This is a genomic window from Rhodococcus marinonascens NBRC 14363 (genome assembly GCF_001894885.1).
In the GTDB taxonomy this organism is placed as follows: Bacteria; Actinomycetota; Actinomycetes; order Mycobacteriales; family Mycobacteriaceae; genus Rhodococcus_F; species Rhodococcus_F marinonascens.
Genome location: NZ_BCXB01000013.1, coordinates 1 through 13,971 on the forward strand (window position 1 = coordinate 1; position 13,971 = coordinate 13,971).

Annotated in this window: 12 protein-coding genes; 8 read left to right on the top strand and 4 right to left on the bottom strand. The window is 64.1% G+C overall.

The annotated features are described in order from the left end of the window. Nucleotides 1–20: 20 nt before the first annotated feature. From RM2_RS11160 to RM2_RS11175, 4 genes are read right to left on the bottom strand one after another with little or no spacing between them, the layout of a single operon-like run. Nucleotides 21–674, bottom strand: coding sequence for a hypothetical protein (locus RM2_RS11160; protein ID WP_245813847.1), 654 nt, complete (start codon nt 672–674; stop codon nt 21–23). A 6-nt stretch (nt 675–680) separates the two neighbouring features. After that, the gene (locus RM2_RS11165; RefSeq protein ID WP_072689110.1) at nt 681–1,790 is read right to left on the bottom strand and encodes a hypothetical protein; all 1,110 of its coding nucleotides are present in this window, start codon (nt 1,788–1,790) and stop codon (nt 681–683) included. Beyond that, entirely contained in the window at nt 1,790–2,104 is a 315-nt protein-coding gene (locus RM2_RS11170; protein ID WP_072689112.1) for a hypothetical protein, read from the bottom strand. Before RM2_RS11170 ends, RM2_RS11165 begins: the two co-directional genes overlap by 1 nt. Then, nucleotides 2,101–2,478, bottom strand: coding sequence for an SAV_915 family protein (locus tag RM2_RS11175; RefSeq protein ID WP_072689113.1), 378 nt, complete (start codon nt 2,476–2,478; stop codon nt 2,101–2,103). Before RM2_RS11175 ends, RM2_RS11170 begins: the two co-directional genes overlap by 4 nt. 157 nt (nt 2,479–2,635) lie before the next feature. Between RM2_RS11175 and glf the strand changes: the two genes are divergently transcribed. From glf to RM2_RS11215, 8 genes are all read left to right on the top strand, one after another. Beyond that, on the top strand, nt 2,636–3,853 hold the full coding sequence (glf, locus tag RM2_RS11180) for a UDP-galactopyranose mutase (protein ID WP_072689114.1): 1,218 nt from the start codon (nt 2,636–2,638) through the stop codon (nt 3,851–3,853). After that, the gene (locus RM2_RS11185) at nt 3,850–5,796 is read left to right on the top strand and encodes a glycosyltransferase (protein ID WP_072689115.1); all 1,947 of its coding nucleotides are present in this window, start codon (nt 3,850–3,852) and stop codon (nt 5,794–5,796) included. Before glf ends, RM2_RS11185 begins: the two co-directional genes overlap by 4 nt. Next, nucleotides 5,777–6,295 (top strand): phosphatase PAP2 family protein, encoded by a 519-nt coding sequence (locus RM2_RS11190; protein ID WP_072689116.1) that lies wholly within the window; start codon nt 5,777–5,779, stop codon nt 6,293–6,295. The genes RM2_RS11185 and RM2_RS11190 overlap by 20 nt, the downstream gene beginning before the upstream one ends. Continuing rightward, nucleotides 6,292–7,197 (top strand): decaprenyl-phosphate phosphoribosyltransferase, encoded by a 906-nt coding sequence (locus RM2_RS11195; protein ID WP_072689117.1) that lies wholly within the window; start codon nt 6,292–6,294, stop codon nt 7,195–7,197. Before RM2_RS11190 ends, RM2_RS11195 begins: the two co-directional genes overlap by 4 nt. Before the next feature lies 1 nt (nt 7,198). Continuing rightward, nucleotides 7,199–9,115: an arabinofuranosyltransferase AftB family protein gene (locus RM2_RS11200; protein WP_072689118.1), complete on the top strand. Its 1,917-nt coding sequence runs from the start codon at nt 7,199–7,201 to the stop codon at nt 9,113–9,115. 412 nt (nt 9,116–9,527) lie between these two features. Further along, the gene (locus tag RM2_RS11205) at nt 9,528–10,538 is read left to right on the top strand and encodes an alpha/beta hydrolase (protein WP_072689119.1); all 1,011 of its coding nucleotides are present in this window, start codon (nt 9,528–9,530) and stop codon (nt 10,536–10,538) included. Nucleotides 10,539–10,823: 285 nt separating this feature from the next. Further along, the gene (locus tag RM2_RS11210; RefSeq protein WP_084721741.1) at nt 10,824–11,819 is read left to right on the top strand and encodes an alpha/beta hydrolase; all 996 of its coding nucleotides are present in this window, start codon (nt 10,824–10,826) and stop codon (nt 11,817–11,819) included. A gap of 178 nt (nt 11,820–11,997) precedes the next feature. Continuing rightward, nucleotides 11,998–13,905, top strand: a complete 1,908-nt coding sequence (locus tag RM2_RS11215) for an alpha/beta hydrolase-fold protein (protein ID WP_072689120.1) — start codon at nt 11,998–12,000, stop codon at nt 13,903–13,905. Nucleotides 13,906–13,971: the final 66 nt, after the last annotated feature.

The following is a 13,971-nucleotide window of genomic DNA, read 5'->3' on the forward strand; positions in this document are numbered from 1 at the left end:
GGGGGGGGTGGGTCATCGCGTCAGTCCGCCGAGTATTCGCGTTCCCGGCCGAGGGAGGGTGGGATTTGCAGGACCTTGCGCGCTTTGCGGGAGATGTCGCAGTTGCCGGAGGCGACGGAGTGGAGGATGCCGTTGTAGACCAGATCCCACATCAGCGGGTTGCTTTGGACGTCTCGAAGCCCGAAGGAGTGGATTTCTCGGCCCTCGGCGTCCTGGAGGCGTAGCACCCGACGGAGTCCGTCGACGCTGAATCTGATCCGGACCAGTTCGTAGGTGTTGACCCACTTCGGGCCTTCCTGGACCCACACGGCCCCGGCCGCCATCCACTCCTGGCTGGCTCTCCAATACATGACCGCACCCATCACTGACAGGAGAACCCAGAAACCCCAGTCGCTGACCCAGTCGAATCCGCCCACCTTGACTGTGGCGAAGGCTGCAACAATCGCGGACAAGGCAAACGCCGCCTGCACTCTGTGCTTCTTTTCGGCCTGTGACCATTCGAGGGTGGGGCCGAGGCCCTCGGGTGGGGGTGGGGGCTCTATCGGCGCTCGGTCGGTCGGGGTCGCCTCGTGTGCGGAGCTTTCCCGGCGGGGCGCCGCGGGTGGGCGTGGTTCGCCGGTGTGTGGGTCGGGGATTTTTGGGAGGCGGGATCGACCGCGGGAGGTGTGGGTCATCGGGTATCAGTCCGCCAGGTATTCGATGAGTTCGCCGACGCCGTAGCTGACGAGTACGCCCGCTCCGACCGCGGCGATGGTGGCCGGTCCTCCGGCGGCGCTGGCGAGGAGCAGGCTCGTTGCGGCGGTTCCCGCCAAGAAGCCGCCGGCATCCTTCGCGACAATCTTTGCGACATCGCCACCGTCCTCAGCGTCCTGTACGTCGAAGTAAATCTGTGCGCTGGTCAACGCCACCCCTGCGATCGGAATCTTGGATCCGACGTTGGACACGCTCTCTGGGACGATTCCGGTGCCAAGGAATTTGACTAAGGGGTTTCCGGTCTGCCCCGCAATCAGTTTGGAGTTCTGAGCGGCGAATCTCGCGGCGTCGTCGGCGGCGGGCACAAGCGTGTTGACCATGTTCGTGTGAGCATGCCGCAACGGGTCGGTCGCGGCCTCGGCCGCCAGCGTTCGGAAGGTCTGAACCTGGGTGGCCCGGGTCTGCGCGATCGCACCCCACTTGTCAGCCTCTTGTGCCGCGGTGCCTACGTAGCCGATCGCGGCGCCGCCCGCCATCCAGGGGGTCGAACCCTTCAAGCGGCCTAGCCAGTCATCGCCGTCCGTGCTGCCACTGAAGGCCTTGCGGAGGTCTTCATGGGCGAGTCGCTCCTTCTCCCTGGCCTCGGTCACCAGCTCGAGGGCCTCGCCATAGGCGGCGACCTGAATCGCCTGCTGGGTAAGCTGGTCGATGGTCCACGCACCAGGAGGCAGCAGTTCGGGGTCGCCGATCCAGTCGGGGAAGCACACGTCAGGGCCGACCCGCAGGCCGGCTTCGAGGGCTCCGGCCGCGGCCTGAGTCATTCGTATCTTGACCGTGTTCATCTCGTCGGCGAACGCTCGGAGAGCCTTGGCCAGGTCCCCCGCCCGGTCGGCGACCTCGCCCGTCGACTTCCCGAGCCTGTCCACCGCGGCACGGAAATTATCTCCCGCCTTGTATTGCCAGTCTTCTTCGGACTGATCCCTGGCATCGAAGAAGCCTTGCGCACCGTCCTCGGCGCCTTCGGCGAGTTGGTCGAGGGCGACGGCGCATTCGATGCAAGACTCGGGATCGGCGTCGACATAGACGTAGATGGGCATCAGCGCGTTCCCCCGACGGATATCTCTGGGATCTGTTCGCCGACACCGGATAACTGCCGGTCATTCGCTTGGTCGGTGGCGGCGTAGTTGGCATCGCAGACCTGCACGGTATCGGCGGCATTCGCCGATGCCTGTGCCACGTACGACATTGCCTGCGCCAACGCGATCAGCGCGTCACCGATCAGAGCGCTCGACGGTCCCGCGTTCGGCAAGTGCGGGGCCTTCGCGCCCAGCGCCTCCACCTCTCGAGCGTTTCGGGCGAGAATCTTCGCAGTGTCGTTCAGGTGTTCGACCTTCAGGCCGTCTGGACTCATCGGCCGTTCCCCCTTGTTCGGCCGGTTCCGTACGGCTCTTGCAGGAACGAGGTCGGAATATGGCTGTCGAGATCTTCCTCGTACGGGTCGTACGGCGCGGACTCCCGTCGTGAGCCGGCTGGCATCTCGGCGTCGAGCAGAACCACGTCACACCCGGTCGAACGTTGGATCTCGTCCAGACCCTCGGAATTGACGGCACCCCACGGCTGGCCGTCGCCGCAGCATTTGGTCAGCTGGATTCGGGAGGTGTAGGCGGGTAGCGCCAACCTGCCGTCAGGAAGGGTCCTCAACTCCAACTGCACTTGGCCGGACCCGGTCCGGGGCAGCGTCGGCACATACAGCAGGCCCTCGGCACGTCGCGACTGGTCAACCATCGTTCCCCCCAAGCTGTCACGTACTCGGCGAGTACCCTAACTGTGGTCATCGTTACAAGTGGCGCTGGGTAGGGATGAATGGTGGCAATGGCCGAGATTGATGTCACGTGCTACCAGAAGCCCGCGCGGGAGGCGCAGTCGCTTACCCTGGTTCACCGTGACCGCTGCAAACCGAGAGACCACAGCACCTAGCCGCTACGACCTCATCGTCGTCGGCTCCGGATTTTTCGGACTGACGATCGCCGAGCGTGCAGCAACACAGCTGGGTAAGCGTGTGCTGGTGCTCGACCGCCGCTATCACCTCGGCGGCAACGCGTACTCGGAGGCCGAGCCGGAGACCGGCATCGAGATCCACAAGTACGGGGCGCACCTGTTCCACACCTCGAACAAGCGGGTGTGGGACTACGTCACCCAGTTCACCGAATTCACCGACTACCAGCACCGGGTGTTCGCGCTGCACAAGGGGCAGGCGTACCAGTTCCCGATGGGGCTGGGTCTGGTGTCGCAGTTCTTCGGTCGCTACTTCACCCCGGATGAGGCCCGCAAGCTCATCGCGGAGCAGGCCAGTGAGATCGATGCCAAGGACGCCTCGAACCTCGAAGAGAAGGCGATCTCCCTCATCGGACGCCCGCTGTACGAGGCGTTTGTGCGTGACTACACCGCCAAGCAGTGGCAGACGGATCCGAAGGAACTGCCCGCGGGCAACATTGCGCGGCTACCCGTGCGGTACACGTTCGACAACCGCTATTTCAACGACACGTACGAGGGCCTTCCCGTCGAGGGTTACACGGCGTGGCTGGAGAACATGGCGAAGGATCCGAAGATCGAGGTCCGCCTCGACACGGACTGGTTCGACGTTCGCGACGACGTGCGAGCGGCCAACCCCGACGCACCGGTCGTCTACACCGGTCCCGTCGACCGTTACTTCGACTACTCGGAGGGCGAGCTGGGCTGGCGCACCCTCGACTTCGAGACGGAGGTCCTCGATACCGGCGACTTCCAGGGCACACCGGTGATGAACTATAACGACGCCGACGTCCCCTTCACCCGCATCCACGAGTTCCGTCACTTCCACCCGGAGCGGGACTACCCGTCGGACAAGACGGTCATCATGCGGGAGTTCTCGCGGTTCGCCGAGAGCAAGGACGAGCCGTACTACCCGATCAACACCCCCGACGACCGCCAGAAACTCGCCTCGTACCGCGACCGCGCCAAGGCGGAGACCGCTGCGAACAAGGTGCTCTTCGGTGGGCGCCTCGGCACCTATCAGTACCTGGACATGCACATGGCGATTGCCAGCGCACTGTCGATGTTCGACAATTCCCTCCGTCCGCACCTCGAAACCGGTGCGCCGCTCGTGGGGGAGAGCGAATGAGCCCCCGCCATGTGCTTGCCGCAGAGAAGACCACCGATGCCGCCGCACTACTCGGCAAGTCACTACTTCAGCGGGTGATCCTGCCGCGTCCCGGTGAACCACTGGACGTGCGCACTCTCTACCTGGAGGAAGCCAAGACCAACAGCCGCCGCGCGCACTCGGTGTCGCGGACGTCGCTGTCGGTGGGCGCCGAGTCGGAGGCCTCGTTCTGTACGTACTTCAATGCGTTCCCGGCCAGTTACTGGCGCCGTTGGAGCACGCTGAAATCGGTGGTTCTGCGGCTGGAATTGTCGGGCCACGGCCGTATCGACGTGTACCGCTCGAAGGCCGATTCCTCACGAATCCACGTGGAGGGCGGGGAGTTCGAAGACGGCGACTGGGTGAGCGAAGCGACGGGAAGAATCCCCGGGGGTCTCGAGTTCGAGATCGACCTCGCCCCGTTCGAGGACGGCGGCTGGATCTGGTTCGACATCACCTCGGACACCGAGGTGATGCTGGAGCGTGCAGGCTGGTTCGCGCCGGTCGAAGCGCCTGGCGAGGCCACCGTGGCGGTGGGCATCCCCACGTTCAACCGGCCCGCCGACTGCGTGAAGGCACTGACGGCGCTGGCGTCGGACGAGTTGGTGATGGACGTGGTCCAGGCTGTCATCGTTCCGGACCAGGGCACCCGCAAGGTCAAGGATGCGGACGGTTTCGCGGAGGCCGCCGCCGCCCTCGGCGACCGGTTGGTGATCCACGACCAAGCCAACCTCGGCGGGTCGGGGGGCTACAGCCGAATCATGTACGAGGCGCTGAAGACCACCGACTGCCAGCACATTCTGTTCATGGACGACGACATTGAGATCGAACCCGACTCGATCCTGCGCGCACTCGCCATGTCCCGGTTCGCCAAGACCCCCATGCTGGTGGGCGGCCAGATGCTCAACCTGCAGGAGCGCAGTCACCTGCACACGATGGGCGAAGTGGTCGACCGCAGCATTTTCATGTGGACCGCCGCTCCCAACGTCGAGTACGACCACGACTTCTCCCGACACCCGCTGAGCGACCGCGAGAACTCGAAGCTGCTGCACCGGCGCATCGACGTCGACTTCAACGGCTGGTGGATGTGCATGATCCCGCGGGAGGCCGCCGAGAAGCTCGGACAGCCGTTGCCGCTGTTCATCAAATGGGACGACGCCGAGTACGGCCTGCGGGCCCGCGCCGCCGGCTACCCGACGATCTCCATGCCCGGTGCCGCGATCTGGCACATGGCATGGAGCGACAAGGACGACGCCATTGACTGGCAGGCGTACTTCCACCTGCGGAACCGTCTCGTCGTCGCTGCCCTGCACATGCCGGGCACCGGGCGCGGGCTCGTCATCAATACGGTGAAGGCCACGATCAAGCACCTGCTGTGCCTCGAATACTCCACCGTGGCCATCCAGAACAAGGCCATCGCCGACTTCCTTCAGGGGCCGGAACACATCTTCGAACTGCTGCCCACGGCGCTCGGAGACGTCCACGCGATGCGCAAGGAGTTCCCCGACGCGGTCGTCGTGCCGTCGTCGACGAGCCTGCCGCTGCCGTCCGGCGCCGGCGTCGGTGCCGTCGGTGAGCCGCGCAACCCGCTCGCGAAGATCGTCCGGCTCGGCAAGGGGCTGCTCCACAACGTGAAGCCCGCCCACACCGAGCATCACGACCGCCCGCAGCTGAACGTGCCCACGCTGGACGCGCGCTGGTTCCTGCTGTCACAGGTGGACGGTGTCACCGTCACCACCGCCGACGGCCGGGGAGTCGTCTACCGTAAGCGCAACCCCAAGCAGGCGCTCGAACTGTTGAAGGAAGCCTTGCGGTTGCGCCGCGAACTGGCGCAGCGGTTCCCCGATCTCAAGCGCGAGTACCAGGACGCTGTTCCTGCCCTGACCAGTAAGGAGAGGTGGGAACGTGTCTTCGGTATCCAGTGAGGTCAAGATCCTGCAGACCGTGCAGGCCACGATCGCGAGCCGACCCGGAGTCGTAGCCACCGCACGTGGGATGTCCCACTTCGGTGAGCACGCCCTCGGCTGGGTGGCGATCGCCGGTGTCGGCGCCGCATTCGACAAGCCGCGGCGACGCCAGTGGGTGTCGGCAGCGGTCGGCGCAGTGGGCGCCCACGCGGCTTCGATCGTGATCAAGCGGATCGTCCGAAGGCCCCGGCCTGATGACCCGTCGATCCAGGTCAACGTGTCGACGCCCAGCAAATTGAGCTTCCCCTCCTCACACGCCACGTCGACGACGGCGGCTGCCGTGCTGCTCGGGCGACTCACCGGGCTACCCTTGCCAGCGTTGTTGGTACCGCCGATGCTGCTCTCCCGTCTCGTGCTGGGAGTGCACTACCCGACCGATGTGCTTGCCGGATCTGCCCTGGGGGCCGCCTCCGCGGTCGCGGTGCGCAAGGTCGAGCAGAAGTTTGGAGAGAAATGAGCGAGGAACCGGCCGTCGCTACTGGACCCCCGCAATCCCTGGCGGCGGGCATCGTCAAGGCTGTACGCCCGCGCCAGTGGGTCAAGAACGTCCTGGTCCTCGCAGCTCCGGTCGCAGCCGGAACGGCGACGGAATCCGGCGTCCTGCTCTCCGTGGCGCTCGCCTTCGTGGTGTTCTGCATGGCGGCATCGGGCATCTACCTCGTCAATGATGCGCTGGATGTCGAGGCAGACCGTGCGCACCCCACCAAGCGGTTCCGTCCCATCGCCGCCGGTGTGCTACCGATCAATCTGGCGTACGGGATGTCGGTCGTGCTGCTCGCCAGCTCAATCGCTTTGTCGTTCGCCGCCAACTGGCAGCTCGCGGTTGTGATGGCCGTCTACATCGGCATTCAGCTGGCGTACTGCTTCGGCCTCAAACACCAGGCTGTACTCGACATCTGCATCGTCTCGTCGGGGTTCCTTCTGCGCGCTATCGCTGGTGGTGTGGCCGCCGAAATCGAACTGTCGCAGTGGTTCCTGTTGGTCATGGCATTCGGCTCGCTGTTCATGGCGGCCGGCAAGCGGTACGCGGAACTGCAGCTTGCCGAACGCACCGGCGCGAAGATCCGTAAGTCGCTGGAGAACTACACCACGACCTACCTGCGTTTCGTCTGGACGCTCAGCGCCACTGCTGTGGTGCTCTGTTACGGACTCTGGGCGTTTCAGCAAGACGACGTCAAGGGCACCAACTGGTACGCCATCTCCATGGTGCCGTTCACCGTCGCGATCCTGCGCTACGCCGTAGATGTCGACGGCGGTGAGGCGGGAGAGCCCGAAGAGATCGCGCTCGGCGACCGCGTGCTGCAGTTTCTTGCGGTTGCCTGGATCGGAGTGGTGGGTGTCGCTGTCTACCTCGTCTGATTTGGTGGGCGACGCCGAGGAGCCGGACGCCGCCGCGGAGCGGGCAACCGCACGCCAGTGGACCATCTTGTCGAGGGTGGTCTTCCTCTCAGGTGTGGCCATCTCGGCTCTCCTGATGTTCTGGGGTGCGTGGGAACGGCGATGGATGGCTGACGATGGTCTCATCGTGCTGCGCACGGTGCGCAACCTGCTCGCGGGCAATGGTCCCGTCTTCAACGCGGGCGAGCGTGTCGAGACGAACACGAGCACCGCGTGGACGTACATCGTCTACGGGTTCAGCTGGCTCTCCCAGGTCCGCCTCGAGTATGTCGTTCTGACTGTCGCGCTGGTCCTGTCCACGTCGGCGATCGTGCTCGCCATGTTCGGAACCGCGCGACTGTACCGCCGTGGATCGTTCGCGTCGGGTGGCACGTTGTTGCTGATGCCCGCCGGTGTGCTCGTCTACATCGCGATTCCCCCGGCCCGCGATTTCGCGACCTCGGGGCTCGAAAGCTGCCTTGTCATCTTCTGGATCGCGCTGCTCTGGCTGTTACTGATCCGATGGAGCCAAGAGACGACCCCGTCCACCCCGTCAGTGCTGATCCTCGCATTCATCGCGGGGATGGGGCCCCTGGTGCGCCCCGAACTTGCAATTCTCGCGGGCCTGTCGCTGGCCATGATCTTTTTCGCGCCCGGTCTCACCCTGATGGTGCGTGTAGTTATGGTGGCCGTGGCGGGGATCGTCCCCGTGGGTTACCAGATCTGGCGCATGGGCTACTACGCCCTCCCGTACCCCAATACCGCGGTATCGAAGGACGCCGGGGGCGCCAAGTGGTCGCAGGGCTTCGCGTACCTGTGGAATTTCGTGGGCCCGTACCTGCTGTGGCTACCACTGCTGTTCCTCTTGGTCGGCGCGGTGATCGCCTACCGGGGCCGGGACAAGTTCCTCGGAAGTGGTGTTCGTCACACAGGCGGAGGTCGTGTTGACCGTCTGCGTGCATCACTGCGGACGCAGAATGCCGTGGTCGCCTTCATTCTCGTCAGCGGCCTGATCCTCGGTCTCTACTCGTTGCGGGTCGGCGGCGACTTCATGCACGGTCGTGTTCTGCTCCCCACACTGTTCTGCTTCATCGTCCCCGTCGCAGTTGTCCCAGTGAGAATTCCGCATCGGTCCTCTTGGGGACGTAGTCGGGAATCATCCATATTTTTCGCGACTGCATTCCTGTGGGTCGGCACCGTGGTGTGGGCCTTTTTTGCAGCGAATACCACGGGAATGCCGGAAGGCGCCGTCGTCGGGCGCTCGGGGATTGTCGACGAACGCGCGTTCTACGTTCTCAATACCGGCCACTCGCACCCGATTCGTGCGGAGGACTACCTCGACTACTCGCGTATGCGCGCCATGGTCCAGACCATCTCGGACACCCCCGATGGAGGCCTGCTCATCCCGGCCTCCGACTTCAACTATTGGTTCGTCGATCCTCCGCCCCTTCCGATTCCGGACGGTGGCGCCGGACACACGGTTTACTTCCTGAACCTCGGCATGACGAGCATGAACGTCGGCCTCGACGTACGGGTCCTCGACCAGATGGGGCTTGCCTATCCACTCGCCGCGCATACCGAACGCTTGGGCGACGGCCGAATCGGCCATGACAAAGACCTGTACCCCGACTGGGTCGTAGTGGATACGGGAATGATCGAAATGCACCCGTGGATGCCCGCATTCCTGGACGAGGATTGGGTCGCGGAAGCAAAGGTCGCGATCACCTGCCCGGAGACGCAGGATTTGCTGACGTCGTATCGGTCGGAACTGACGTGGGCGCGATTCAAGCAAAATTTCAAGGATGCACTGGATTTCGCGAGTTATCGAATCGACCGAGTTCCTGCATACGAAATTCAAAGGTGCAATCTAGAGCCTCCGTTCCCGGAATTCGGACAGTAAAGCGGGCGGTCATCGGCAGCGCCGTCGTGGTCGTGCCGGGTGCACCGATGTTTCGGTGCGGTACCAGGTAGATCTTGAGGCCGGAGCATCGCATCTCGTTTGTGTAACAATGGGGTCGACGGCGATGATCCGCGCCGATGATGAGTGAACGGCGACGGCGTCTGGGACCCTCAGGCGCTCGAGACCCCGAGGCGTTCGGGATTCCGAGGCGTTCGAGATCCTCTGCGAAGGGCTTTGCGAACGATTGTCAGGGACCTTCCGTGGCATACAGTTCGCCGAGCGCAGTGTGACTCGAGAAAACGTCCGCTGCCGACCCGGAGAAGTCCGGGGCCGGAGAGTCGCCTGTTCACCGACGGAATCCGCCGGAGCCGCCCGTGGCGGAGTCCGCAGATGAAGAGAGCGAGCAGTTTTCATGCGTTTTGCCCGACTTAGGTTGTTTCATCGCCTCAAACAGCGTGCGATGGCTGTGGGTGCCCTCGTGCTGGTACTACCACTGGGCGCAGGAATTGTCGGTGGGGCCGTGGCGGTAGCAGCACCGACCAACGCGGGGCCCGCCCGGACCGCACCTGCGGGCGGCTACGACGAACTGTGGGTTCCCTCGTCTATGGGCAACATCAAGGTCCAGGTCCAGTGGGCGGCCGGCGGCGGTAACGCCGCGCTGTACCTGCTAGACGGACTGCGTGCCCAAAACGACCGCAACGCGTGGAGTTTCGAGACCAACGCCCTGGATCAATTCCGTGACGACAACGTGACGCTGGTCATGCCGGTCGGCGGCGAGTCCAGCTTCTATACCGACTGGTATGCACCCTCGAACTTCAACGGACAGACTTTCACCTATAAGTGGGAGACGTTCCTGACGCAGGATCTGCCGGAGTTCCTAGCCAACTACGGTGTCTCACGCAGCAACAACGGCGTCCTAGGCCTGTCGATGGGTGGTAGTGCGGCCCTGACGCTCGCCGCGTACCACCGCGACCAGTTCAAGTTCGCCGGTTCGCTGTCGGGTTATCTGAACATTTCCGCTCCGGGGATGCGTGAGGCGATCCGCGTGGCGATGCTCGATGCCGGCGGATTCAATGTCGATTCGATGTGGGGGCCACCGTGGAACTCGGCATGGCTGCGCAACGACCCGTTCGTGTTCGCCCCGCGGCTGAAGGGCCTGTCGATGTACGTCTCGGCTTCCAGCGGTCTGCCCGGAAAGTTCGACCATCCCACTTCGGCGGTCGACGCCTTCAACACGACCAACGCCATGGGACTGGAAGCTCTTGCTCTGGCCAACACCCGTGCCTTCCAAGCACGTCTGGCTTCGCTCGGCATAGCGGCAACCTACGACTTTCCGGCCAGCGGTACACATTCGTGGCCGTACTGGGGTGACGAGCTTTGGAAGGCTCGTGGTCAGATTCTCGACACGCTGAACGCTCGGTGATTTGAGAACATACCCTGCGTGAATGCCGCCCCGCCGTATCGGCGGGGCGGCATTTGTGCGATCGGGCGGTGTCGGCGGAACCGTTGGTGCACGAATGGGCTCAGAATTCAGTTCAAACCAGAAGTGTGCAACGGCATGGTTTGTCAGTAGGGTAAGCCCGTCGAGACGCCACCCGCGCAGCCGCCGCTGTGCGGGTGGCGTCTCGACGTGAGATTCAACGGGAGTTATCCAATTGTTGCCGCACCCGCGGTACGAAGAGGTATCAAGCGGAGGGAAGAGGAGTTCATGCGAGATCGGGGTTCGAAGAGGACGAGCGGGTGGGTGAGGCGTACAGCCGCCGCAGTTGCTCTGGCGGTCGCAGTGCCACTGGGTGTGACGGTGGTGGGTGGCGGCGCAATAGCCTCGGCGGCCTTCGACCCCGCGGCCGAAGATTTCTGGGTCGACTCCAGCATGGGTCCGATCAAGAGCCGTATCTGGCGCGCCGCTGATGGCAACACCGAGCGCGTGGTGTACCTGCTCGACGGACTGCGTGCGCGGGACGATCTGAGCGGCTGGGAGATCGACACCGACGCGGGTGCGTTCCTCTCTTCGTGGAACATCAACGTCGTGCAGCCGGTGGGTGGCCAGTCGAGTTTCTACTCCGACTGGTTGAACACCTCGAACCTCAACGGCCAGAAGAACAAGTACATGTGGGAGACCTTCCTCACCGAACAACTCCCCACCGCGCTGCGGGACCGTCTCGGGTTCCAATCCACCCGCAACGGCGTCATCGGCCTGTCGATGGGTGGCAGTGCTGCCCTGACTCTCGCTGCGTACCATCCGGAGCAGTTCAACTATGCGGGCTCGCTGTCCGGTTACCTGAACATCTCTGCCCCCGGGATGCGTGAGGCGATCCGTGTCGCGATGCTCGATGCCGGTCGCTACAATGTCGATGCGATGTGGGGCCCGCCTTGGAGTAGGGCGTGGCTGCGTAACGATCCGTTCATCTTTGCCGATAAGCTTCGGGACAACGGCACGCGCCTGTGGGTATCGGCCGCGAATGGAATTCCCGCGAAGGGTGGTGCGGCACCGACCGGCTTCGTAGACGTCTTCAACACGAGCACCGGTGCAGCTCTCGAGGTTCTGTCGAGGGCGAACACGCGTGCGTTCCAGGTCAAGATGGCCGCAATCGGCGCGAAGAACGTCACCTACAGTTTCCCGTCCCGCGGAATCCACGCGTGGCGTTACTGGGGGCAGCAGATCCATGAGCTGGCCAGCGATCTGAGTAGCACAATCGGGTAGTGGTCCAAAGAGTCCCAGGAAATAACAATTGCAACTGTGGAAACATTGGTAACAGCGCGGCGTCCCCACAGGTCCGTTGATTGCGTGTAAGAAAGAACCTGATTGCGTGCAAGAAAGAACCGGAACGCGAGGCCGTGCCCCGTGTTGTGGTATCCACGCGCAGAGAAAGAGTGAAGTTATGCGAGTAGGCCTGTTCAGAGCAGAACGTCAGCGGACGGCAGTCGGAAGCCGTCGCGGGCGGGCGCTCGCATCGCTTGCTGCTGCGCTCGTCGTACCGGTGGCGGTCGGGTTGACCCAGACCGCCACCGTTTCGGCGGCGCCGGTTCCAGCGCACGCATCAACACCGGCCGCTGCGCAGGCGCCGGTGGACACCCCGAGCGCCGGCGCCACGGTCAGTCGCGTCGACTGGCTGTCCGAGCGCCGCGTCGCTCTGTGGGTCAACTCGCCGTCGATGGGTGTGCCGATCCAGGTCCAGCTACTGCTGGCACGCGATTGGTACGCGAAGCCGACCGAAAAGTTCCCGTCCGTATACATGCTCGACGGTCTGCGGGCGCAGGACAACGAGAGCGGCTGGACGCTCGAGACGGACGCCGTGCCGTTCTTTGCGGACAAGAACGTCAACGTCGTCCTCCCGGTAGGTGGCGAATCGAGCTTCTACTCCGACTGGCTGGCCCAGGACAACGGCCAGAACTACCAGTGGGAGACGTTTCTAACCAAGGAACTTCCGCCCATCCTCGAGGGCGACTGGCGCACGACGCAGACGCGCGGCGCTGTCGGGCTGTCCATGGGTGGAACGTCCGCGATGTTCCTCGCGGCGCGCAATCAGGGGTTCTTCAAGTTCGCTGCCTCGCTGTCGGGCATTCTGACCACCACCGCACTCGGGATGCCGCAGGCGGTGTCTTATGCGATGAGCGACGCGGGCGGCTTCGATGCGGATGCCATGTGGGGTCCGCCGACGAGCCCGGCGTGGGATGAACATGACCCCTACCTGCTCGCCGAGAAGCTCAAGGGCGTCAGCCTCTACGTCTCGAGCGGTAGCGGAACCACGGGTCCGTACGACCAGCCGTCCGGGATCCCGGGTGTCAGCACCAACTACGCGGGCATGGGACTCGAGATTCTGTCGCGACTCACGTCGCAGACGTTCGCGACCAAGCTCAACAAACTGGGTATCCCGGCACAGATCAACTACCGGCCGTCCGGCACCCACTCGTGGCCGTACTGGCAGTTCGAGCTTCATCAGTTGTGGCCTCAACTCGCGAGTGCCGTCGGCGTCGACGCCAACAAGCCGGCGTGCGGAACCTCGGGCGCTATCGGAGGGGCCGTAGGAGCGAACCAGTGGATCGGTGACTGTCTGACCCCGGAGTACGGCGTCGCGGACGGCACGGTTCAGGACTTCACGAACGGCCGGATCTTCGCCAAGTCCGACACAGGTGCGCAAGCGGTGGCTGGTGCCATCGGCGGCGCGTACCAGGTCAGCGGTGGTCCGGAGGGACCGCTCGGTTTCCCGACGACCCCCGATCTGGGAACACCGGACGGCCGCGGTCACTACAACCACTTCGTGAACGGCTCCATCTACTGGACGCCGCAGACCGGTGCGCATGCTGTCAGCGGTGCGATCCGCGACGAGTGGGCAGACCAGGGCTGGGAAGGTGGACCGCTCGGATATCCGGTGGCCGACCAAGTTGCCATACCCGGCAAGGATGGTGTGGTGCAGGGGTTCGAGATCGGGACCATGTACTCCAACCCTGCCAACGGCACCCACGGGGTGCAGGGAATGATCATGGCCAAGTATGCCGACCTCGGCTACGAAGGCGGCTGGCTCGGATTCCCGAAGACGAGCGAGGTCGGCGTCAAGGACGGCGGGAAATTCAACGAGTTCGAGGGCGGCAACATCTACTGGAGTCCGCTGTCGGGTGCCTGGGCCATCGAGAACGGGCCGATCTTCGACGCGTGGGAGAGCGTCGGCTACGAGGCCGGCCGTATCGGATTCCCGATCAGTGACAAGTTCGCCATCCCCGGCGGCGTACAGCAGAATTTCCAGTTCGGCTACATCACTGTGATCGACGGTCAGGCCGAGGTTCACTGAGGGTCCGGTCTCGTTAGATATCCCACACGCAGCGGGCGGGACCAGGCCAGACCGGCCAGGTCTCGC